The 20,636-nt window shown below is 66.2% G+C and carries 19 protein-coding genes, 1 tRNA gene and 1 pseudogene; 9 read left to right on the top strand and 12 right to left on the bottom strand.

The genetic code is table 11. The annotated features are described in order from the left end of the window. The first annotated feature begins 13 nt into the window (after positions 1-13). Both IPM60_06080 and IPM60_06085 read left to right on the top strand, forming a co-directional pair. Positions 14-289 carry an HU family DNA-binding protein gene (locus tag IPM60_06080; GenBank protein ID MBK8907465.1) on the top strand — a complete coding sequence of 92 codons (276 nt, stop codon included), beginning with the start codon at positions 14-16 and terminating at the stop codon, positions 287-289. Between the two features lie 137 nt (positions 290-426). Continuing rightward, positions 427-502 (top strand) — tRNA-Val (locus IPM60_06085). Between the two features lie 752 nt (positions 503-1,254). Here the strand turns inward: IPM60_06085 and IPM60_06090 are convergent. After that, positions 1,255-2,341, bottom strand: a pseudogene (locus IPM60_06090) (IS630 family transposase). Positions 2,342-2,406: 65 nt separating this feature from the next. Beyond that, positions 2,407-2,604 (bottom strand): type II toxin-antitoxin system HicB family antitoxin, encoded by a 198-nt coding sequence (locus tag IPM60_06095; GenBank protein ID MBK8907466.1) that lies wholly within the window; start codon positions 2,602-2,604, stop codon positions 2,407-2,409. 179 nt (positions 2,605-2,783) lie between these two features. Here IPM60_06095 and IPM60_06100 point away from each other — a divergent pair, with 179 nt between their 5' ends. Beyond that, the gene (locus IPM60_06100) at positions 2,784-2,993 is read left to right on the top strand and encodes a hypothetical protein (GenBank protein MBK8907467.1); all 210 of its coding nucleotides are present in this window, start codon (positions 2,784-2,786) and stop codon (positions 2,991-2,993) included. On the opposite strand, the gene IPM60_06105 is transcribed toward IPM60_06100, so the two are convergent. From IPM60_06105 to IPM60_06125, 5 genes are all read right to left on the bottom strand, one after another. After that, positions 2,987-3,250 (bottom strand): hypothetical protein, encoded by a 264-nt coding sequence (locus tag IPM60_06105; GenBank protein MBK8907468.1) that lies wholly within the window; start codon positions 3,248-3,250, stop codon positions 2,987-2,989. The two genes, IPM60_06100 and IPM60_06105, sit on opposite strands and share 7 nt — an antisense overlap. A 90-nt stretch (positions 3,251-3,340) precedes the next feature. Continuing rightward, positions 3,341-4,096: a competence/damage-inducible protein A gene (locus IPM60_06110; protein MBK8907469.1), complete on the bottom strand. Its 756-nt coding sequence runs from the start codon at positions 4,094-4,096 to the stop codon at positions 3,341-3,343. A 45-nt stretch (positions 4,097-4,141) separates the two neighbouring features. Continuing rightward, positions 4,142-4,615 carry a (deoxy)nucleoside triphosphate pyrophosphohydrolase gene (locus IPM60_06115; GenBank protein MBK8907470.1) on the bottom strand — a complete coding sequence of 158 codons (474 nt, stop codon included), beginning with the start codon at positions 4,613-4,615 and terminating at the stop codon, positions 4,142-4,144. Beyond that, positions 4,596-5,825, bottom strand: a complete 1,230-nt coding sequence (gene argJ, locus IPM60_06120; protein MBK8907471.1) for a bifunctional glutamate N-acetyltransferase/amino-acid acetyltransferase ArgJ — start codon at positions 5,823-5,825, stop codon at positions 4,596-4,598. The genes IPM60_06115 and argJ overlap by 20 nt, the downstream gene beginning before the upstream one ends. Beyond that, on the bottom strand, positions 5,822-6,670 hold the full coding sequence (locus IPM60_06125) for a peptidylprolyl isomerase (protein ID MBK8907472.1): 849 nt from the start codon (positions 6,668-6,670) through the stop codon (positions 5,822-5,824). The genes argJ and IPM60_06125 overlap by 4 nt, the downstream gene beginning before the upstream one ends. A 137-nt stretch (positions 6,671-6,807) precedes the next feature. Here IPM60_06125 and IPM60_06130 point away from each other — a divergent pair, with 137 nt between their 5' ends. Further along, positions 6,808-7,836, top strand: coding sequence for a lipid A deacylase LpxR family protein (locus tag IPM60_06130; protein ID MBK8907473.1), 1,029 nt, complete (start codon positions 6,808-6,810; stop codon positions 7,834-7,836). A 166-nt stretch (positions 7,837-8,002) separates the two neighbouring features. Further along, entirely contained in the window at positions 8,003-9,670 is a 1,668-nt protein-coding gene (locus tag IPM60_06135) for a hypothetical protein (GenBank protein MBK8907474.1), read from the top strand. Between the two features lie 42 nt (positions 9,671-9,712). On the opposite strand, the gene IPM60_06140 is transcribed toward IPM60_06135, so the two are convergent. Then, complete coding sequence (locus IPM60_06140; protein MBK8907475.1) at positions 9,713-10,942, bottom strand: potassium/proton antiporter; 1,230 nt, start codon at positions 10,940-10,942, stop codon at positions 9,713-9,715. 258 nt (positions 10,943-11,200) lie between these two features. Here IPM60_06140 and IPM60_06145 point away from each other — a divergent pair, with 258 nt between their 5' ends. Beyond that, positions 11,201-11,845, top strand: coding sequence for a hypothetical protein (locus IPM60_06145; protein MBK8907476.1), 645 nt, complete (start codon positions 11,201-11,203; stop codon positions 11,843-11,845). Between the two features lie 60 nt (positions 11,846-11,905). Here IPM60_06145 and IPM60_06150 read toward each other — a convergent pair whose 3' ends face one another. Then, the gene (locus IPM60_06150) at positions 11,906-14,263 is read right to left on the bottom strand and encodes an NADP-dependent malic enzyme (protein ID MBK8907477.1); all 2,358 of its coding nucleotides are present in this window, start codon (positions 14,261-14,263) and stop codon (positions 11,906-11,908) included. Between the two features lie 26 nt (positions 14,264-14,289). After that, positions 14,290-15,006 (bottom strand): arylesterase, encoded by a 717-nt coding sequence (locus tag IPM60_06155; GenBank protein MBK8907478.1) that lies wholly within the window; start codon positions 15,004-15,006, stop codon positions 14,290-14,292. Between IPM60_06155 and IPM60_06160 the strand changes: the two genes are divergently transcribed. Beyond that, positions 15,000-15,761 (top strand): ABC transporter ATP-binding protein, encoded by a 762-nt coding sequence (locus IPM60_06160; GenBank protein ID MBK8907479.1) that lies wholly within the window; start codon positions 15,000-15,002, stop codon positions 15,759-15,761. The genes IPM60_06155 and IPM60_06160 overlap by 7 nt on opposite strands. Further along, the gene (locus IPM60_06165) at positions 15,758-18,292 is read left to right on the top strand and encodes an FtsX-like permease family protein (protein ID MBK8907480.1); all 2,535 of its coding nucleotides are present in this window, start codon (positions 15,758-15,760) and stop codon (positions 18,290-18,292) included. The genes IPM60_06160 and IPM60_06165 overlap by 4 nt, the downstream gene beginning before the upstream one ends. A 46-nt stretch (positions 18,293-18,338) precedes the next feature. Here IPM60_06165 and rarD read toward each other — a convergent pair whose 3' ends face one another. Continuing rightward, complete coding sequence (gene rarD, locus IPM60_06170; protein MBK8907481.1) at positions 18,339-19,253, bottom strand: EamA family transporter RarD; 915 nt, start codon at positions 19,251-19,253, stop codon at positions 18,339-18,341. 46 nt (positions 19,254-19,299) lie between these two features. Beyond that, positions 19,300-19,848 (bottom strand): peptidylprolyl isomerase, encoded by a 549-nt coding sequence (locus tag IPM60_06175; protein MBK8907482.1) that lies wholly within the window; start codon positions 19,846-19,848, stop codon positions 19,300-19,302. A gap of 114 nt (positions 19,849-19,962) precedes the next feature. Between IPM60_06175 and IPM60_06180 the strand changes: the two genes are divergently transcribed. Next, positions 19,963-20,544: a DNA-3-methyladenine glycosylase I gene (locus IPM60_06180; protein MBK8907483.1), complete on the top strand. Its 582-nt coding sequence runs from the start codon at positions 19,963-19,965 to the stop codon at positions 20,542-20,544. The last annotated feature ends 92 nt before the right edge of the window (positions 20,545-20,636 follow it).

A 20,636-nucleotide genomic window follows, 5' to 3' on the forward strand; every position in this document is an offset into this window, starting at 1 on the left:
AGGGGTTTGTGAATTGAATAAGAATGAGCTTATCGCAGCAGTGGCGGACAGTGCAGGTTTGTCAAAGGGAGACGCGACCAAAGCCGTCGACAGCGTTTTCGCCGCGATCACCGACGCCATGAAGAGCGGCGACGAGGTGCGGCTGACCGGGTTTGGGACGTTCATGGTGACGGATCGGGCGGCGTCGCAGGGCCGCAATCCGCGAACGGGCGAAACGATCCAGATCCCGGCGTCCAAGCAGCCCAAGTTCAAAGCCGGCAAAGGTCTCAAGGATTCGCTCGCGGACTGACGCCGCCCAAGTAGTAGAGACGGGGCGACCGCCGTCGGGCCTCCCCGGGGGCCTCCCGTGACATGAGAGCGGTGCGACGATCGCCTGTGGAAGTCGGTGCTAGGGACCGGTAGTATCCCATTGCGCGCTGTCGGCGCGGGCGGTTAGCTCAGTTGGTAGAGCGCCACGTTTACACCGTGGATGTCGGCGGTTCGAACCCGTCACCGCCCACCAGTCGTTCGCCGCCGCACCGCGGAGGCCATGGACGATGCGCGACGGCGAGGGCCCGGCAGGTTCGCCCCGCGCGTCTTCGATGGTGAGCGGACCGTCGTCGACGAGCCTTGGTGCGGGCGGGGGGACTCGAACCCCCACGGGCTTGCGCCCAACGGATTTTCTTACCAGCTACGGCTTTCGCCGCCCTGTATCGGCGCCGCTAGCGCCGATGCGGTTTGTGGTCTGGACTATCCCTTCACCATACCCCGTGCCACGGTCCGGGGTTCAGGTGCTGCCCGTCTAGTCTCTACACCGTCCCGGCCGGAACGATCCATCCGGGCTTGGCTCGGGATTGCCATCTGACAGGTTCCCCCGAATTTGGGCAGTTCTACATCCCGCGTTTCCGCGAGTGCACTCAAAATTACTCAAGTCCGTTGCGTCTACCGATTCCGCCACGCCCGCATTCTTAGGTAGAGCGCCGCCCATAAAACCACCCTTGCGTGGTTTCCGCCACTATCATGATCACAGCAAGGCCTTGAACGCTTCGGCACTCAGCCCCGCCTCCGCGACGATCCCGCCCATGGTATGAGCGTTGACCGGATCGCTGCGCGGGATGGTGAGGAATCGCGGGCCGTCTGACATAACGACGTGCTTGCGGCCCTCGCGAATGACGCGAATCCGGCCCGTCCCAGCGCACGAACCGCTCGGCGATGATTGCGAAATCTTGGGCATCGGTTGCTAGTGACCCGACTCTGAAATGGCGACCAATAATCCTACAGTGCAGGCTCGGCGCGGTTCAAGGCGGCGCGGGCGCGCTGGATCTTTTCGAGGATGGCGGCTCCCTCGGCTTTCCACGTGTAGGGGCGTGGATCGGCGTTGCGTTGGGCGAGATAGGCCTTGATGTCGGCGACCAACTCTTTCACCGAGGTGAAGCTCCCGGCACGGATGACGTCTCCGGTAAGGTCGGCGAAGAAGCGCTCGACCAGATTGAGCCACGACGAGGACGTGGGCGTGAAGTGCACGTGAAAGCGCGGGTGCCTGGCCAGCCAGGCCTTCACCTTTGCGTGCTTGTGGGTGGCGTAGTTGTCGACGATCAGATGGAGATCGAGGTCCTTGGGCGTCTCGCGGTCGATCTGCTTGAGGAACCTGAGCCACTCGACGTGGGTATGGCGCGCCTCGGTGCGCGCGATGAGCTTTCCGACCAGCGCGTCGAGCGCGGCGAACAGCGTGATCACGCCATGGCGCCTGTAGTCGTGGGTCATGGTGGCCGGACGCTTGGGCGCGAGCGGCAGCCCGGAGTTGCGTGCGCTCCAGGGCTTGGCACTGGCTCTTCTCGTCGCAGCACAGCACGAGCGCCTTCTCCGGCGGGTTGAGGTAGAGCCCGATCACGTCCCAGAACTTCTCCTCGAAGCTCGGGTCGTTGGAGAGCTTGAAGGTCCTGGTCACGTGAGGCTTCAAGGCGTTCTTCGACCAGACCCGCTGAACCGTGGAGGGCGAGACGCCCGCGTGGCGGCTCATGGAGCGCACGCTCCAGCGCTTGCGCGGCGCAGGCGGCCGGGTGGCCTCGGTCAGGACGCGCTCGATCTTCTCGGGCGGGATCGACGGCTTGCGACCGCGCCCCGGCTCGTCCTCGAGGCCCGAAAGCCCCTTGGTCTCGAAACGCTTCGTCCATGTCGATACGCGCTTGGGCGTCGTGCCCAGCCGCGCGGCGACCTCCACAACGCCAAGGCCTTCGAGCCTGAGGAGAACGATCGACGCGCGCTCCTTCGCCCGTGCCTCAATGCTTGTCGCCCGCGATCTGCGTTCGAGCTCCCCAACCACCTCCGGCTCCGCCGTGATCCGCTTGATCGGACGCGCCATTCGACTGATCCTCCCCGCATCGTGCATCGCGCAAGGATATTAGTCGACACTTTAGAAACAGTACACTAGTGGGCGACTTCGACTTCCCGAACATCTTCGCCCGACAACGTCGTGGTGACGGCAGCGCGATATTCTGCAATTGCATCCCGGATATTTGCCATGGCCTCAACCTCGGTCCTTCCCTGGGACCAGCAACCCGGTAGCTCCGGGCAGTTGACACTGTATCCCTCATCGGACTGTTTAAGGACGACTCTGTACTTCATGGCTCACGTCTCCAGCACCGGAATGTAACCGGCGCTCCGATGACGAAGTTTGGCGGCAAAGTCGCGCTTGCGCAAGCACCACAGCGTGGCCGTCCACGTCGTCAGAAGATCCCGACAACGGCGTGGCGGTTGCGAGGCGCGGCCGAGGCGCCACAGACTCGAAGGAGCGGCGCGGAACCATGTGGACGAAGATCGGCTATGCCGTGACCGCGGCGTGGATGTTGTTCGTTGTGGTTTACACCGGCAGCGACCCGTCCCACCCATTGTTCTCGTTCATTTTCGTGGTGCCGCTGGCGGGGTGGATCACCGTCATCGCCGCCATCAAGATCGTCGCTGCGATACGCGCGAGAAAGCGCAATCGAGGTCGCAATAGTGAGCACCGTCAATAAGGGTCCGAATCGCGCTCCTCGCCGAGACCCATGACGCCGATAGCCATGCCGATGCTGCCGAAGGTGATGAACAGACCGAAGAACAGCAGACCCAGCGCCAGATACTTGTCCGGCGAGGCGAGGATCATGGTGCCGAGCCCCGCCATGTCGGTCCACAGGACCAACGCGCCGAAAACGAAGCCGCCGATGCTGCCGGCGAGCAGGTGCTTCAGCAGAAAGCCGATGACGTCCCGTTGATGCGGCAACAACATGGGCAGTTCTCCACGTGCCGTTGACAAGTGGGATGTCATCCCGTCCAGGGCAACCGCTTCCATGCATCAGGAAACCGGAGTCGGCCGCGGCCTTTTTCAAACGGGATCTTCGACCGGTTCGGCCCCCGCCTGTCGGATCACCACGACGAGGTCCGCAGCGGCGGCGGCAAGGGTGGCTTCGTCGGTCGAGCGCATCACCAGGCTGGCCCCGATGCGGCCGCCGCGCACGAACGGGTAGCTGCCGATGGCAACATCCGGATGGCGTTCCTGCACACCGGCCAGCGGCCCTGCAATGGTTCCCTCCATCACGTACGCGGAAATGGTGCGGGAGTGCAATGGCTGGCCGCCGCGGAGGCGCGGCGCTATGCCGTCGAACATGGCCTGCATGATGCCGGGCACCCCGGGCAGCACGAACACGTTGTCCATCTGAAAGCCGGGCGCCCGGCTGACGGGGTTCTCGATCAGCCGCGCGCCCCGCGGCACGTTCGCCATCCTGAGGCGGGCCTCGTTCAGTTCGCTGTCCGCGTACTGCTGGTGCAGCCAAGCCAGCGCCTGCGGATCCTGCCACAGCGCGACCCCGAACGCTTCGGCGACCGCCGCGGACGTCACGTCGTCATGGGTCGGTCCGATGCCGCCGGTGGTGAATATGTAGTCATAGACGCTGCGGCAGGCGTTGACGGCAGCAACGATGGCGGTGGGCTCGTCGGCGATGACGCGCGCTTCCTGAAGCCTGATGCCGAGGTCGTTAAGGCGCACCGCCAGGAACGGCAGGTTGGCGTCACGCGTCCGCCCCGACAGTACCTCGTTGCCGATGACGATGACACAGGCGGTAATCACTTCAACTTTGGGCAAAGGTGATCCTCCCGTTCGGCGACGATGTCCGAAGCCCGCGAGCGGCTAAAGGTAGTCGCGCAGCATTGCGACCAGCGGCTTGTCGGCCGGCGGCATCGGCAGATCACCCATGCGGAGCGGCCGCAGCCAGCGCAGCCTTTGGCCCTCCTGCGGCGTCGGCGCGCCCTTCCACACCCGGCAGAGGTAGAGCGGCATCAGGAGGTGGAAAGCGTCATAACGGTGAGACGCGAAGGTGAACGGCGCCAGGCAGCTCTCCGTGATGTCGACGGCGAGCTCTTCCCGGAGTTCGCGCACCACCGTCGCTTCCGGCGTTTCGTCGTCGTGCACCTTGCCGCCCGGGAATTCCCACAAGCCGGGCATGGATTTGCCGGCGGGCCGTTCCGCCACCAACACCCGACCATCCGCATCGACCAGCGCCACCGCAGCCACCAGGAGGATCGGCGCCGGTCCTGGCGCAGAAGACGGGATCTGCAGGCAACCCGATGCAGGGCCTAGAGGATCAGGAGCGGTAGTGGGCATTGATGTCGATGTAGGCGTGGGTCAGGTCGCAGGTCCACACGGTGGCGCGGCCGCCGCCGACGCCGACGTCGACGGCGATGTCGATCTCCGCCCCTCTCATGTGGGCCGCAACCGGGCCTTCGTCGTAGTCTGCACGGCGGGCGCCGGCGTGGGTAATGGCGACACCGCCGATCCGTACGTCGATGCGGTCGCGATCGGCGCGCTCGCCCGACTTGCCGACGGCCATGACGATGCGCCCCCAGTTGGCGTCCTCGCCGGCGATCGCCGTCTTGACCAGGGGCGAGTTGGCAATGGCGAGCGCGATGCGCTTGGCGGCGGCGTGGTGTTCTGCGCCGGTGACGGTGATGGTGACGAACTTGGAGGCGCCCTCGCCGTCGCGAACCACTTTATGGGCGAGATCAAGACAGAGCGCGCCGAGAGCCGTCCGGAAATCCGCCGCCCGCGCATCCTCGGCATCGGCGATGGGCGCGTGGCCGGCGGCGCCGGTGGCGAACATCAGCAGCGTATCGCTGGTGGAGGTATCGCTGTCGACGGTGATGCAGTTGAACGTGCGCTCCGCGGCATCGGTCAGCAAGGCCTGCAGCGCCGGCGGCGTGATCTGCGCATCGGTGAATACGAACGCCAGCATGGTCGCCATGTCGGGCGCGATCATGCCGGAGCCCTTGGCGATGCCGTTGATGGTGACCGGCACGCCGTCGATCTCGGTGCGGCGGCTTGCAGCTTTAGGGAACGTATCCGTGGTCATGATGGCTGAGGCCGCCCGCTCCCAGCCGTCATCACCCAAAGCCGCGGCGAGCGAGGCGACGGCAGCCGATATCCGCTGGTCCGGCAGCGGTTCGCCGATGACGCCGGTGGAGGCCTGCAACACGTGCTCCGGCCGGCAATTCAGTACCTCGGAAACCGCCGCGGCGAGCCTCTCCACCGAGCGGTCGCCGGCCTCGCCGGTGAAGGCATTGGCATTGCCGGAATTGACCAGCAGCGCCCGGGAGCGTCCGCCGCGCAACATCCGGCGGCACCAGAGGACCGGGGCCGATGCGGTCGCCGATCGGGTGAGGACGCCGGCGGCAGCGGTCTCGGGAGCAAGCTCGACCATCAGCACGTCGTCGCGGCCCTCGTAGCGGACCGCACAGGACGCGGTCGCCAGGCGCACGCCGGGGATCGGCGGCAGTTCGGGTACGTCGGCCGGAGCAAGCGGCGAGACGGCGATCATTGCGCACCCGCCGGATCCGCCGTCTTGTCGAACCGCTCGATCTTGGCGTCCTTGCGCAGGTCTTCGAGGTAGGCCGCCCGGAACTCGCGGGCCATCTCCTGGCGGATCCGGTCCTCGACCTCGGCGAACGGCGCCGGTTTCGGCTTGCGGCGGTCCTCCACCTTGATGACGTGCCAGCCGAACTGGGTCTTTATGGGTGTTTCGGTGAACGACCCCGGCTTCAGAGCCGAAGCGGCGTCGCTGAACTCAGGGACCATTTGTCCGGGGAGGAAGTATCCGAGATCACCGCCGGCTTCCTTGGAGGGGCCGACGGAGCGCTCCTTCGCCAAGGTTTCAAAGTCGGCGCCCTTCTGCAGTTCGCCGATGATGTCCTTGGCGGTGGCTTCGTCCTCGACGAGGATATGGCGGGCGCGAATCTCCTCCTGATCCTTCGTGCCCCTGACCAGTTCATCGTAGCGCGCCTTGACCGCCGATGGCGTCAAATCCTTCTCCAGGCGCTTCTGCAGCAGCGCCTGCTCCAGCACCAGCTCCTCCATGAACCGCATCTGGTCTTTGATTTCGGGCGTCTGGTCGAGCCCCTGCCGGCGGGCCTCGTCTGCAAGCAGGCGCTGATCGATGCTCATCGTGATCAACATCGGCAAGGTGACGGTCGGCGGCGCCTCCCGCAACTGGGCCGGAAGCCGGCTTTCACTTCGCATCACGTCGGACGCCCGGATCTCCTCGCCATCGACCGTGGCCACCACCGGATCGTCGGCCGCGACGGCCGGAACCGCCGCCGCGGCGACCGTGATCGCCAGCGCCGCAACCCGGCTCAAACCGTTGCTCCGTTTCGAGAGAGGCCTCATCTCAGCGTTTCCTTTGCCGGCAGTGGGCGCTTGGCTTAAAATCGGACTTGGTGACGGCGATCATGCACAAACCGTCCGCCCGCACAAGCGCACCGCGTTCCCGTCATGGTTCGATGCCGAGTGGAAGGATACGCCTCGTGTCATTGCCGAAACCGCTCGTCCGGGTGCTGTTCGCCGCTGGCGCAACCCTTCTGGCCGGCGCCGCCGTGGCGGAAGAGGCCGGGTCCGACAGCGGCGTGTTCACGGCGCAATGGGAAAACGACCTGCTCGCCGGCACCGACCGGCACTACACCAACGGCATCCGCTTAAGCTACGTCTCGCCGGCGGTGCGCGACCAGCTTGCTTGGGCGGCGGACGCCTTGGAGTGGCTGTATCCGTTCGATCGGCGAGCCGACGCACGCTTCGGGGTCGCCTTGGGGCAGAGCATCTTTACGCCGGGCGACATCACCACGTCGGCGCTGATCGCCGACGACCGTCCTTACGCCGGGTGGCTGTACCTCGGTCTGTCGCTGCACGCCGAAGCGGCGCAACCGGTCTTGGGCGCCGATGTCGACTTTCTGGACACCCTGCAGATCAACCTCGGCGTCGTCGGACCATGGTCGTTGGCGGAGGAGACGCAGAAGTTCGTCCACGATCTGGTCAACGGGCAGCGGCCCAACGGCTGGGACAATCAGCTCGACAACGAGCCCGGCTTCGCCCTGATCCTGGAACGGAAATGGCGGACGCCGCCGCTTACGTTCGCGGGCTTGGAAGCCGACGCCCTGCCGAGCGTGACTGCGAGCCTCGGAAACGTGGAGACTTCGGCGGGGCTGGCCGCGATGGTCCGTTTCGGCGACAACCTGGACGTGGACTACGGCCCGCCCAACATCAGCTCCAATCTCACCGGCCGCGAGTTCTTCGAGCGGGTCACGGACGGCTTCGCCTGGTACGTGTTCGCCGGCGCCTCCGGGCGAGCGGTCGCCCACAACATCTTCCTGGACGGCAACACTTTCGAGAGCAGTCACAGCGTCGACAAGAAGTATGCCGTCGGCGACCTGCAGGCCGGCGCCGCCGTCGTTTTAGACAACTGGCGCCTCGCCTTCAGCTACCTGCTCCGCTCCAAGGAATTCGACGGCCAGGACGAACCCGACCGCTTCGGCGCCGTCAGTTTGTCGGTGTCGTTTTGAGGCGGGTTTAGCATCCCGTGCGGTGGAGAAGGTTGCCGGGGTCGATGTTTGACAGATGCCGGCCGGAGCGATCCGCCGCTTCTTGATCGTCGGCCACATCGGGCGCGATATGCTAGCGTCAAGCCGTGTCGGGGGCACGATAGGGAAGAGGAAAGGGAGTGGAAACATGGCCGTCCTGCCGCAGAACGATCCGAATCCGAGCCAGCGCGACCTGGATCTGCAGTCCAAGCGGGATCTCTACCGGTACTACGTCCCTGATCTCCCGCGGGTTCCAAGGATCGTGGAGCTTGCCGCCGAGGAAAAATTCGACGATCGATGGTCGCAAGCGGAGACCCTAAGGCAGGCGCGTGCGGAAGGCGCCGCCCTGGACTCGCTGACGATCAATCTCAATAGTTTCGGCGCCTACGCGGAGTTGCATCGCACCTTGCCGAGCAAGCCCTCCGTGACGTCGCACTGGATGTCCAACGAATGCTTCGCCGATCAACGACTGGCCGGCGTCAACCCGTTGATGATCCGGCGCGTGTCTTCTTCAGCGCCGCTTCCGGCCGCAAGCAAAATCGACGACGGCCACGCCGCAGAAACCGGCGTCAAGCTCCAGACGGCGATCGACGAGGGGCGGATCTTCGTATGCGACTACCGTGACCTGAACCGCTTGCCGAACCTCGGCGGCTTCGTCCCGACCGTCGGATTGGTGGTGCCGCAGAAACGGGTGAGGGCGCCGATCGCCCTGTTCTACTGGCAGGGTGACCGTGAAAGTGGCGGTCTCCGCCCGCTCGCGATCCAGACCGACCAGGACACCGATGTTGCCGTCTTCACGCCGAAGGATCATCCGCACGCGTGGGCGATGGCAAAGGCCGGGGTGCAGGTGGCCGATGCGCATCTGCACCAGTACGACTCCCATATCGTCCGGACCCACCTGTCGATGGCGGTCTTCAAGATTGCAGCCGAGCGGCAACTGGCGCAAGCCCATCCCGTCCTGCAGCTTCTCAGGCCGCATCTAAGGTTCTTGCTCGCCATCAACGAGGCTGCCTTCTCGGTGCTGATCAACCCCGGCGGCTACGTTGATGAACTGATGGCTCCGACCTGGCTCGACTCCATGAAAATGGTCGATCATTTCTGGAAAACCTGGACGTTCCGCGACCTGTGCCCGCTTCCGAAGGAGCTGGCGAGCCGGGAAATGGACAGCGTCACTACTCCGCACATCGCCTATCCGTATCGGGACGACGGCATGCTGATCTACGGGGCGATCGAAGCGTTCGTCGGCGAGTTCGTGGATATTTATTATCGTGACGACAGTGACGTGACAAATGACGTTGAGCTTCAGCTTTTTGTCGCTGAGCTTACCGCTCCGGACCGTCTCGGCGTTCGGGACCTGACGCCCGACGACAAGATCGTGACCCTTGCGGCGCTGAAGGAGGTCCTCACCGCGGCGATATGGACCTGCGGCCCGCAACATGCCGCAGTCAATTTTCCACAGTGGGATTATGTCGGCCATGTCCCGAATATGCCCTTGGCGGGATACCGCGACCTGCCGCTCGAGGGGGATCAACCGATGGAGGCGGATGTCTTGTCGTACTTGCCTCCCAATCACCCGCCGAGCGTGGTGTCCGGCAAGCAAGTCGCCGTCATGTACTACTTGGGGACCTATCGGTACGACATGCTCGGGTATTATCAGGATAAGGACTTCGACGACCCGGAAGCTTGGGATGCCGTCGCCAGATTCCAGTGCAATCTGGCGCGTGTCGGGGGCGAGCTATTTCGCGTCGACCAGCAGCGCCGCACCTCCTACCCCTATCTGTGGCCGTGGAACATTCCCAACAGCACGAGCATCTGAGCCGGGAGCGCAGACGAGCGCCGTCAGTCTGTCGCCGCGGTTCTAGGACGTGCGCACCGGTGCCGGCGGCGCCTCGCTCTGGTCCTCGACCCCCAGCCGCTTCGCCGCCCGAGCGATGGTCCAGCCCTGCAGTATCAGAGACACCATGACGATCACGAACACGATATTGAAGAAGGTGACCGTCAGCGGCCCCGGAGAGATCACCGGGATGATGGCGAGAAAGATGGGCACGGCGCCGCGCAGACCCACCCATCCGACGAACATCTGATCGCGAAGGGGAAAGCGGAAGGGGGTCAAGCAGATTAACACCGCCGCCGGACGGGCGACGAACATCAGAACCATGGCGAGAGCCAGTGCAGGGAGAAGGGCCGGGCCGAGATGGCTCGGCGTGACAAGAAGCCCCAACATGACGAACATCAGAATCTGGCTCAGCCATGCGACGCCCTCGTGGAACTGGATTATGCGCTCCCGTGCGTGCCTGACCCGCCACGAAACCACGAGCCCGATCAGGTAGATGGCGAGGAAACCGCTGGCGCCAGACAGGCGCGTGACTTCGTAGATGGCGAGAGCGCCGGCAAGGCAGAACGGCGCGTACAGTCCCCGCGAGAAGCGGACCCGTTCGACGATCTGGGCGAGCAGAAAGCCTCCGGCGCTTCCGATCAGGAACCCGAGGCCCAGTTGCCAAGCGAATGCTCCCGCCAGGTCCGGCAATGCGCCGGCATCGAGCAAGGCGCCGGTCTCGACGATCCCGACAAAGGTCAGGGTCAGGAAGATCGCCATTGGATCGTTGATCCCCGACTCCACCAGGATCGTCTCCCGGATCCGTCCTCTCAGTCGGATGCCGCGCTGGCCCAACAGCAGGAAGGTGGCGGCGGCGTCGGTCGATCCGACCACGGCGCCGAGGAGGAGGCCGTGCGTCAGCGGCACGGCGAACAGGAACGAGGCCGCGGCACCGACGATGGTTGCCGTCAGCAACACACCGACCGTCGCCAGCATGAACGCCGGCCCGGCGGCCCGTTTCAGGTCCGCAACCGGCGTGTCCAGGCCCCCGGACAGCAGGATCACGGCCAGCGCCAGGCTGCCCAGGTGGTACGCGACCTCGAAGCTGTCGAAATTGATCCCGCCCGGTCCGTCCTCGCCGAGCAGCATGCCGAGCCCGAGGAACAGGAGCAGCAAGGGCGCCCCCAGCCGCGCCGCGACCGGCTCGAGGAGGATGCTGACGACGACCAGCAAGGTCGTGCCGAGCAGGTAGATGTCGGTGCTGAGTTCCATGCGGCTCAACAAAGCTGTAGCAGGGGCAAGGTTTGGGATGCCGGCAGACCCATACTCCTGACGTGACCGGGGCTGATGGCTCCAGAAACACTCTACCCGCTCGGCAGGTCAACGGCGAGACGTCTGCCATAGCCTCTGCACGCGTCGGCCGGGCGGACGATTCCGCCGTTTGCGAAGCAGCAGGACCTTGACCCTGGTATGCAATTACGAGTAGTATTGATATTGATAATGCCCGCAATATGAGCAGCTCGTAACGTCATGCCTGACCTTGCCAAGTTCGACATGAACTATCGGCCCCCGTCTTATTGGGGGCCGCAGACACTGTCCCGGAAGGCCGAATCGACCATCAAGGGCGAATTGCGCAAGGCCGCCGTCATGGTCTTCTGCGATCAGGGGCCGGTCGATGCCAGGTTCTTCGCCGAGTCGTTGCCGGAGGAGCAGCGTGTGGCGATCGGTTCGTGCCACCCGTGGCTCATGGGCGGCGAATACCTGCCCGACTTGAGGCCTGACGAAGTGGAGATCGCCCGGGTGGTAATGAAATCCACGACCATGGACGTCGTCTCCATCCGCGCGCGGAAGGCGGGTCGTCGCATCCGCTACAGCATCGTCGATGAGTATGAAGAAGAAGGGTGCCGGGAGTACGTGGTCTCCCCGCGCACGAGCACCAGGCCGCTCACCCTCAAGCAGCTGATCAAGATGATGGACGGGGCCGTAGACGATGGCCTCGTCGGCAGTTGCAGAAACGCCAACTACATGGAGTCCGAGAAAGTTCGCCCACATGAGTACTACGACTTCGAAACCGCATCGTCCGCGTTCTACCCGAAGCTCGCCGCTTGGTACGACGCGCGCAACCAGGAATGGCTCGAGAAAGAATTGGAGAAATTGCGGGAAGAGGACGAGTGACGACGGCGGTGTCGGCGGCGCCCGGGGCTGATACCGGCGTGCTCCGCTGACGTGAGCGTCTCACGCCAGGAAGCGCATCTGGGCGTCGACGGCGGCGATCGCCGCCATGTTGACGATGTCGCGGACGTCGTGGGAGGGCAGGAGGATGTGCACCGCCCGGTTCATGCCCATCAGCACCGGCCCGATCGCCTCCGCCCCGCCGAGCCGCTGCATCAGCTTGTAGGACGTGTTGGCGGCGTTGAGGTCCGGGAAGATCAGCACGTTGGCCTCGCGCACCCGCGAGAACCCGTAGAGGCGCTCGATCAATTCCGGCATCACCGCCACGTCGGCCGCCATTTCGCCGTCCACCTGCAACAGCGGCTGGCGCTTCTTGAGGATCTCGACGGCGCCGGCGACGGTCTTCGGGCTTGGGTGGTCGACGCTGCCGAAGTTGGAGAACGACAGCATGGCGATGCGCACGTTCTGGATGTCGAAGTTGGTCGCCACCTCAGCCGCCATCTCGGCGATGTCGGCGAGGTCTTCGGCGGAAGGGGTGATGGTGACGGCGCAGTCGGCGAAGAAGAACACCCGGTCGCGAATGATCATGATGAACAGCGCTGCCGCCCGCCGTACCTCGGTGCGGGTGCCGATCACCTGGAAGGCCGGCTGCAGAGCCTCGACGTAGTTGGTGGTGAGCCCCGAAATGAAGGCGTCGGCATCGCCGCTCTGCACCATCAGGAGCCCGAAGTAGTTCGGCCGCCGGGACATCTCGCGCGCCTCCGGAAGCGTGACGCCCTTCCGCTGGCGGCGCTGGAACAGGGCCTTGGCGTAGGTTTCGGAGCGCTGGGAGCGGCGCGGGTCGATCACCTTGGGCTGGTATTCGAGACCGAGCTCGGCGATGGTCTTCTGGATGACGCTCTCGGAGCCGAGCAGGATCGGCTCGCCCAGATCCTGAGCGTGGATCTCGGCGGCGGCGCGGATGATCTTGGCTTCCTCCCCCTCGGCGAAGACGATTTTCTTGGGCGCCGTGCGTGCCTTGTTGAAGATGGTGCGCATAAGCGCCCAGTCCTTGCCGAGCCGGCTTTCCAGCTCCTCCCGATAGCTGGTCATGCCGATGCGCTTGCGGGCGACGCCCTCGGATATGGCGGCTTGGGCCACCGCCGGCGTCACATACAATAGGACCCGCGGGTCCACCGGTTTGGGGATGATGTAGTCGGGGCCGAACAGCAGGCTCTCCTGGCCATAGGCCTTGAGCACGGAATCGGGAACGTCCTCGTGGGCAAGGTCGGCGAGGGCTCGCGCCGCCGCCAGCTTCATGCCGTCGGTGATCTGCCGTGCCCGCACGTCCAGGGCGCCGCGGAAGATGAACGGGAAGCAAAGCACGTTGTTGACCTGGTTAGGATAATCGCTGCGGCCGGTCGCGACGATCGCGTTGGGCGCGGCGGCCTTGGCCTCCTCGTAGGTAATTTCAGGGTCCGGATTGGCCATGGCGAAGATGATCGGCCGTTCGGACATGCTGCGCACCATGTCCTGCGTCAGAATGCCGCCGACTGAAACGCCGACGAACAGGTCGGCGCCGACGATCGCTTCGGCGAGAGTGCGCGCGTCCGTTTCCTGGGCGAACCGCTCCAGGTAGGCGTTCATATTCTCGGTCCGCCCCTTGTATACGACGCCGTCCTTGTCGCAGAGGGTAATGTGCTCGCGCGGCACGCCGGCCTCCACCAGCAAGCTGGCGCAACCGATGCCGGCGGCTCCGGCCCCCGAGAACACCACTTTCAGGTTGTGGATCTTGCGGCCAGTCAGGTCGAGCGCGTTGAACAAGCCGGCGACGACGATGATCGCGGTGCCGTGCTGATCGTCGTGGAACACCGGGATGTCGAGGCGCTCGCGCAGCGTCTCCTCGATGGCGAAGCACTCCGGGGCCTTGATGTCTTCCAGGTTGATGCCGCCGAAGGTCGGCGCCAGCGCCTGCACGATGCGGACGACATCGTCGGGTTCGAACGCGTTGATCTCGATATCGAACACGTCGATATCGGCGAACCGCTTGAACAGGAGCCCCTTGCCCTCCATCACCGGCTTGCTGGCGAGCGGCCCCAGGTTGCCGAGCCCGAGGATCGCGGTGCCGTTGCTGATCACGCCCACCAGGTTGCCCTTGGTCGTATATTCGTACGCGAGCTCGGGGTCATCGGCGATTTCCCGCACCGGGATCGCGACGCCCGGCGAGTATGCCAGGCTCAGGTCGTACTGGGTCAGGCTCGGCTTGGACGGGACGACCTCGATCTTGCCCTTGCGGCCTTCGGTGTGATAGCGCAACACTGCTTCACGCGTGACTTTCTCCACGGCCCGTACCCCTTTTCCCCTTCTGCACCCGGTGTCGAGTTTAGCGGGCTTGAGCGTGCCGCGATAGCGCCAACGCACGGGACTGATAGCGGCGGTCATTGGTTGGCGAGGAAGAAGTATCGCCCTTACTTGCGCTCGGCGGTGATCAGCAGATCCTTCACCGCGGGCAGGATGCGCTCTACGATCACCGCGACGCCGTCGGCGTTGGGGTGGATGCGGTCGGCCTGGTTGAGGGCGTGCTCTGCGGCGACGCCTTCCAGGAAGAACGTGTAGAGGGGCACGTCGTGGCTGGCGGCGAGCCGCGGGTAGATTGCGTTGAACTCGCCCTCATAGTCGCGGCCCATATTCGGCGGCGCCCGCATGCCGGCGAGCAGCACCGGAATGCCGCGCTCTTTCAGTTGGCTGAGGATGGCGTCGAGGTTGGCGAACGCAGCCTCGGGGTCGAGGCCGCGCAACGCGTCGTTGGCCCCGAGTTCGACGATGGCGGCATCCGGCTGGTCCTCGGCGCGCGCGCCCAACAGCCATGACAGGCGGGCGAGGCCGCCGGCGGTCGTGTCGCCGGAGACACCGCCGTTGACGACCTCCACATCGAGACCCTCGGCAGCGAGGGCCCGCTGGAGTTGCGCTACGAAGCCGTCGGTCTGCGGCAACCCGTAGCCCGCCGCGAGGCTGTCGCCCAGAACCAACAGGCGGAGCGGCGCCGCTGCGGCGGCGGTCGTCGCGAGCAGCAGCGCCAGCGCCAAAACGGTTCCGAGACGTGCGGCCGGTTTGACTTTCCCCGGCAGGCCTCCATATCGAAACCAACCCCCACGCCGCGCCCGAGCTGTTGTCATCCATGTCATTGTCGCACCTGCCCTCCCAGTCTGCCGAACGTGCCCGCTCCGATCTGGTGATCGCTCTCTCGGACGTGCAACTCACCCTGTCGAGCGCGGCCGGTACGGTCGCCATCCTACAGGGGATCGACCTCACGGTCGAACGCGGGGAGACGATCGGGTTGGTCGGGCCGTCGGGGTCCGGAAAAACCAGTCTCTTGATGGTCGTCGCCGGACTCGAGCACGCCACAAGCGGGACGGTCCGCGTCGCCGGCCAGGATATCACCCGCCTCGACGAAGACGCTTTAGCCCGCTTCCGACGCAAGCACGTCGGCATCGTGTTCCAGAACTTCCACCTCATTCCGACCATGACCGCCATCGAGAACGTCGCCCTGCCGTTGGAGTTCGCCGGAGCCGACGACGCCCGCGAGAGGGCGCGGGGCCATCTGGAGGCGGTCGGGCTCGGCAGCCGGCTCCGCCACTATCCGTCGCAGTTGTCTGGCGGGGAGCAGCAGCGCGTCGCGCTCGCCCGCGCCTTTGCGCCGGAGCCGGCACTGCTGCTCGCCGACGAGCCCACCGGCAACCTCGACGTCGCCACCGGCGCCGCGGTCATTCATTTGCTGTTCGATCTGCGCCGACGCCTCGGCACTACCCTCGTGCTGATCACCCACGATCCGGCCCTCGCGGCGCAGTGCGACCGCATCGTCGAAATGCGGGACGGTCGCGTTGCCAAGGGCGACGACGCCGCGTCCGCTTCGGCCGCCGCCGCCGGCATGCGCCGATGAGTTTGTCGCTCCTGGCCCCGGCGGCGCGGCTGATGGTGCGGGAGTTTCGCGGCGGACTTGCCGGGTTCCGCATCTTTCTCGCCTGTCTGGCCTTGGGCGTTGCCGCCATCGCTGCGGTCGGCACCGTCAGCTCCGCCATCCTGGGCGGCCTCAAGGGCGACGCCCGCGCCCTGCTCGGCGGCGACGTTGCGCTCGGCCTGGTCCAGCGGACGTTGACGGGCGACGAGGCCGCCGCCATTGCCGCCACCACGGCCGCCATGTCGACGGTAGTTGAATTGCGGGCAATGGTGCGCGCCGCCTCCGGCACCGATGCCCGCACCATGGTCGAGGTCAAAGCGGTCGACGCCGGCTATCCACTGGTCGGCGCGGTGGAGAACGATCCCCCGCTGCCGCTTGCCGACGCTCTCGCCCCGCAGGATGATGTGTGGGGCGCCCTGGTGGATCCGCCGCTACTCGGCAAGCTAGGCGTTGCGGTCGGCGACCGGATCCGCCTCGGTGAAGCGACCCTGCAGGTGCGTGGCGCGGTGGTGCGCGAGCCGGATCGGGTAGCGTCCGTGATCAGCTTCGGCCCGCGGCTGATGATCGCCGCCGAGGCGCTGGCAGCGACCGGCCTGGTGCAGCCGGGCAGCATCGTCCGCTACGAGACCCGCGCCGTGCTACCGCCGGGCGCCTCGGTCAAGGACTGGACGGCGGCAATCAACGGCCGTTTCCCGACCGCCGGCTGGCGCGTCCGCGACACCGACGGCGCCGCGCCCGGCGTGCGCCGCTTCGTCAACCGCCTCGGCATGTTCTTGAGCTTCGCCGGCATGGCGGCGCTGCTGATCGGCGGCCTCGGCGTTGCCAACGCGGTCCGCCAGTACCTGGACGGGAAGGTCGCCACCATCGCTACCCTCAAGTGCCTGGGCGCGCCGGGAGCATTGGTGTTCGTGACATATCTGATGCAGATCCTGGTGCTCGCCGTGCTCGGCATCGCCTTGGGCCTGGTGCTGGGGGCGGCGTTGCCGATCATCGCGTTCGAGTTCCTCGGCGACATCCTGCCGGTACAGGTGGAGGCCGGGATCCAAATCAAGCCGCTGGCCAAGGCAGCGGGGCTCGGGCTGTTGACCGCGGTGACCTTCGCGCTGTGGCCGCTCGGCCGCGCCCGCACCGTGCCGGCCGGCGATCTCTTCCGTCAAGCCGCCGCCGGCGCCACCGGCCGGCCGAGCCGCGTCATCATCGCCGCCGCCGCCGCCGCGGCGCTCGCCCTCGCCGTCATGACCGTGCTGTCCACGCCGGACCGCTGGTTCGGCGTCTGGTTCGTCGGCGGCGCGGTGCTGACGCTGCTGTTGCTCCGCGCCAGCGCGTGGATCGTGGTCCGCGCCGCCGGGTGGCTGCCGCGCGCCCGCAGCGCCGTGGTCCGCATGGCGGTCGCCAATCTGCGGCGCCCTGGCGCGCCGGCGCCGCAGGTCATGATGTCGCTCGGCGCCGGCCTGACGGTGCTGGTCGCCATCGGCCTTATCGACTCCAACCTCCGCGCCCAGATCGGCGAACGGCTGCCGGAGATGGTGCCGGCGGTGTTCTTCATCGACATTCAGAACGAGCAGGCGGCGGCGTTCGATGCCGAGGTGCGGGCGATCGACGGCATCGACAAGCTGGAGCGGGTGCCGTCGGTGCGCGGCAGCATCAGGCGCATCAACGGGGTGCCGGTCGATGAGGCCAACGTCGCGCCGGGATCGCAGTGGGCGGTGCGCGGCGACCGTGCGCTGACTTACGCCGCCGCCAAGCCGGAGGACGCGGAGATCGTCGCCGGCGCATGGTGGCCGGAGGGCTACGCCGGTCCGCCGCTGGTGTCGTTCGATGCCGGTCTTGCCGAGGGCTTCGGGGTCGGCGTCGGCGATACGCTGACCCTGAACATCCTCGGGCGGGAGATCACCGCCGAGATCGCGTCGCTGCGGGAAATCGACTGGCGGGCGGTCCCGTTCGATTTCGCGCTGATCTTCGCGCCCGGCCTGTTGGAAGGGGCGCCCCACACCCACATCGCCGCCGTCTACGCGCCGCCGGAGTCTGAGGACCAGTTGGAACGGCGGATCACCGACCGCTTCGCCAACATCACGGCGATCCGCACCCGCGAGGCGCTGGAGGCGGTCAACGGCATGATCGAGCGCATCGGGCTGGGAGTGCGTTCGGCGGCGGCGGTCACCATCGTCGCCGGGGCCCTGGTGCTGGCCGGCGCCGTCGCCGCCGACCGCCACCGACGCGCCTACGAGGCGGTGCTGTTCAAGGTGCTGGGCGCCTCGCGACGGCGCATCGCCGGCCTCTATCTCGCCGAGTACGGGCTGCTCGCGCTGGTCACCGCCATCGCCGCCGCCGTCCTTGGCTCACTCATAGGCTGGGCGGTGGCGGTGCTGCTGATGGATCTGGAGTGGCGGTTCGATCCGGGGGTGGTGGTGACGACGACGATCGCCTGCATCGCCCTCACCCTCGCCGTCGGCTTCCTCGGCACCTGGCGCCACCTCGGCCGCAAGGCGGCGCCATACCTCAGGAACGACTAAGCCCGCTCGGGCCGACGGAGGCCGATGTCAATGGGGCTCTGCGTCCTCAAGCCTTCGTGGCAGGACGGTGGCGCCAGGTCGCCGTGGAGTAGAGGGCGAGGCCAAGCCAGATGCAGGCGAAGGTGACGAGGCGCTCGGGCCCGAACGGCTCCTTGAAGACGACGACTGCCATGAGGAAATGCAGTGTCGGCACCGTGTACTGCAATAGCCCCAACGTGGTCAGCGGCAGGCGGCGGGCGCCCGCGACGAACAGGATCAGCGGCATCGCGGTCAGCACGCCGGAGAGGGCGAGGAGAACGTCCATGTACGCTCCGCCGGCACCGAACGCGCCGGAACCGTGGGCCGCGAGCCAGCCCAGCCACGCCAGCGCGAACGGGGTCAGGATCAGCGTCTCGATGAACAGGCCGGGCAGCGCCTCGACCTCGACGACCTTACGGATCAGGCCATAGAGGCCCCAGCTGACCGCCAGCGCCAGCGATATCCACGGCAGCGTCCCGAGGGCGATGGTCTGGTAGAGAACGCCGGCGGCCGCGATGGCGACCGCGATCCATTGCAGCCGGTCGAGCCGTTCATGCAGAACGATGGTGCCGAGCAGCACGTTGACCAGGGGGCTGATGTAGTAGCCGAGGCTCGACTCCAGAACGTGATCGTGGGCGACCGCCCAGATGAACACGACCCAGTTGCAGGACACCACGATCGCCGACGCAGCCAGGGTCAGGACGATGCGCCGACGCGCCAGCGCCTCCGCCACCGCCGGCCATTGGCCGAGTGCGGTGATCAGTATGGCGCCGAAAAGGGCCGACCAGACGATCCGGTGGCACAGCACCTCGGCCGCCGGCACGGACGCGACGGCCTTGAAGTAGACGGGAAAGACGCCCCACATCCCGAACGCGCCGAGGGCGAGGAAGACGCCGCCGGTGACGGAGCGCGCAGCCGGGGCAGGGCGCGGCGGTTGGGCCATGGGTGTTCAGGAGACCGCGCCCGGTCCGGCGCCGTGGGGTCGGACGTCAGCTTGCAGCGTCAGCGGCCATTTGCATTTTGATGATCTTGTCGGGATCGGAGACGGCGCCGTTGCGGCTCTGGTCACCAGACTTGATGGCGTCGACATGCTCCATCCCATCAACCACGCGCCCCCAGACCGTGTACTGGCCGTTGAGGTGCGGCGCCGGCGCAAACATGATAAAGAACTGGGAATCGCCGCTGTCGGGACTGGATGAGCGCGCCATACCGACGGTGCCGCGCAAGAACGGCGCCTGGGAGAACTCGGCCTCGAGCTTGTGACCTGAGCCGCCGGTGCCGTCACCCCTGGGGTCGCCGGTCTGGGCCATGAAGCCGGGGATCACCCGGTGGAAGAGGAGGCCGTCATAGAAGCCGCTCCGCACCAACTCCTTGATACGGGCCACATGCTGCGGGGCATATTGGGGCAGCATCTCGATCACGACGCGGCCGTCCTTGAGGTCCATGTAGAGCGTATCCTCGGGACCGGCGGCCTTGGCCGAATCCGTTGTCAGCAAAGCCGCTGCAAGAAAGGCGAGCGTTGCAAGCGATGATTTCATTACGGCATCCTCTGTCGGTTGGGTGTACCCGCGGGGAGGGCTGGGGCGGCAGACTACGTCGTCGCAGCTGTGATCGCAAACGATGCGAGGAGCGGAGATGGCAGTGACGCGACGATGGTCATGATCGAGGACGACAGGACGCGGTGCCCGTGGCCGGGGCGGGACCCGCTGTACGTCGCTTATCATGACCAGGAATGGGGAGTGCCGGAGAGGGATGACCGGGCGTTGTACGAAAAGCTGGTGCTGGACAGTTTCCAGGCCGGGCTCGCCTGGATCACCGTGCTGCGCAAGCGTGAAAACTTTCGGCGCGCCTTTGCCGGCTTCAATCCGGAGGTCGTTGCCGCATACGGGCCCGACGACGTGGCCGGCCTGATGGCCGATCCCGGCATCATCCGCAACCGCGCCAAGATCGAGGCGGCCATTGCCGACGCCAAGGCATGGCTCCGGATCATGGAGGCGGAAGGCAGCTTCGCCGCGTTCCTGTGGGGGATCGTCGGCAACGAGAGGCGAATCAACCACTGGGGGACGCCGTCGGAGACGCCGGTCGAGACGCCGCAGTCGCGGGCGATGTCGATGGCGCTCCGGGAGCGCGGCTTCCGCTTCGTCGGCCCCACCATCTGCTACGCGTTCATGCAAGCGGTCGGCATGGTCAACGACCACCTCGTGGACTGCTTCCGGCACCGCGAGTTGTCCTGAGGAACGCGGAGGGGGCGAGTCCCTCACGGTCGCCCAAACTTCGCGAATGACAATCAGCTGCAAATAAGTGAGGATCGTTGTTCCACATCCTT

The sequence above is a fragment of the Rhodospirillales bacterium genome (assembly GCA_016710335.1).
Taxonomy (GTDB): domain Bacteria; phylum Pseudomonadota; class Alphaproteobacteria; order Rhodospirillales; family Defluviicoccaceae; genus JADJXQ01.

Coding starts and splice junctions, on each gene's coding strand:
- IPM60_06095 (MBK8907466.1), bottom strand. CDS start 2,604: ATGAAGTACAGAGTCGTCCTTAAACAGTCCGATGAGGGATACAGTGTC.
- IPM60_06100 (MBK8907467.1), top strand. CDS start 2,784: ATGTGGACGAAGATCGGCTATGCCGTGACCGCGGCGTGGATGTTGTTC.
- IPM60_06115 (MBK8907470.1), bottom strand. CDS start 4,615: ATGCCCACTACCGCTCCTGATCCTCTAGGCCCTGCATCGGGTTGCCTG.
- argJ (MBK8907471.1), bottom strand. CDS start 5,825: ATGATCGCCGTCTCGCCGCTTGCTCCGGCCGACGTACCCGAACTGCCG.
- IPM60_06125 (MBK8907472.1), bottom strand. CDS start 6,670: ATGAGGCCTCTCTCGAAACGGAGCAACGGTTTGAGCCGGGTTGCGGCG.
- IPM60_06135 (MBK8907474.1), top strand. CDS start 8,003: ATGGCCGTCCTGCCGCAGAACGATCCGAATCCGAGCCAGCGCGACCTG.
- IPM60_06140 (MBK8907475.1), bottom strand. CDS start 10,942: ATGGAACTCAGCACCGACATCTACCTGCTCGGCACGACCTTGCTGGTC.
- IPM60_06145 (MBK8907476.1), top strand. CDS start 11,201: ATGCCTGACCTTGCCAAGTTCGACATGAACTATCGGCCCCCGTCTTAT.
- IPM60_06150 (MBK8907477.1), bottom strand. CDS start 14,263: ATGACCGCCGCTATCAGTCCCGTGCGTTGGCGCTATCGCGGCACGCTC.
- IPM60_06160 (MBK8907479.1), top strand. CDS start 15,000: ATGTCATTGTCGCACCTGCCCTCCCAGTCTGCCGAACGTGCCCGCTCC.
- IPM60_06155 (MBK8907478.1), bottom strand. CDS start 15,006: ATGACATGGATGACAACAGCTCGGGCGCGGCGTGGGGGTTGGTTTCGA.
- IPM60_06165 (MBK8907480.1), top strand. CDS start 15,758: ATGAGTTTGTCGCTCCTGGCCCCGGCGGCGCGGCTGATGGTGCGGGAG.
- rarD (MBK8907481.1), bottom strand. CDS start 19,253: ATGGCCCAACCGCCGCGCCCTGCCCCGGCTGCGCGCTCCGTCACCGGC.
- IPM60_06175 (MBK8907482.1), bottom strand. CDS start 19,848: ATGAAATCATCGCTTGCAACGCTCGCCTTTCTTGCAGCGGCTTTGCTG.
- IPM60_06180 (MBK8907483.1), top strand. CDS start 19,963: ATGGTCATGATCGAGGACGACAGGACGCGGTGCCCGTGGCCGGGGCGG.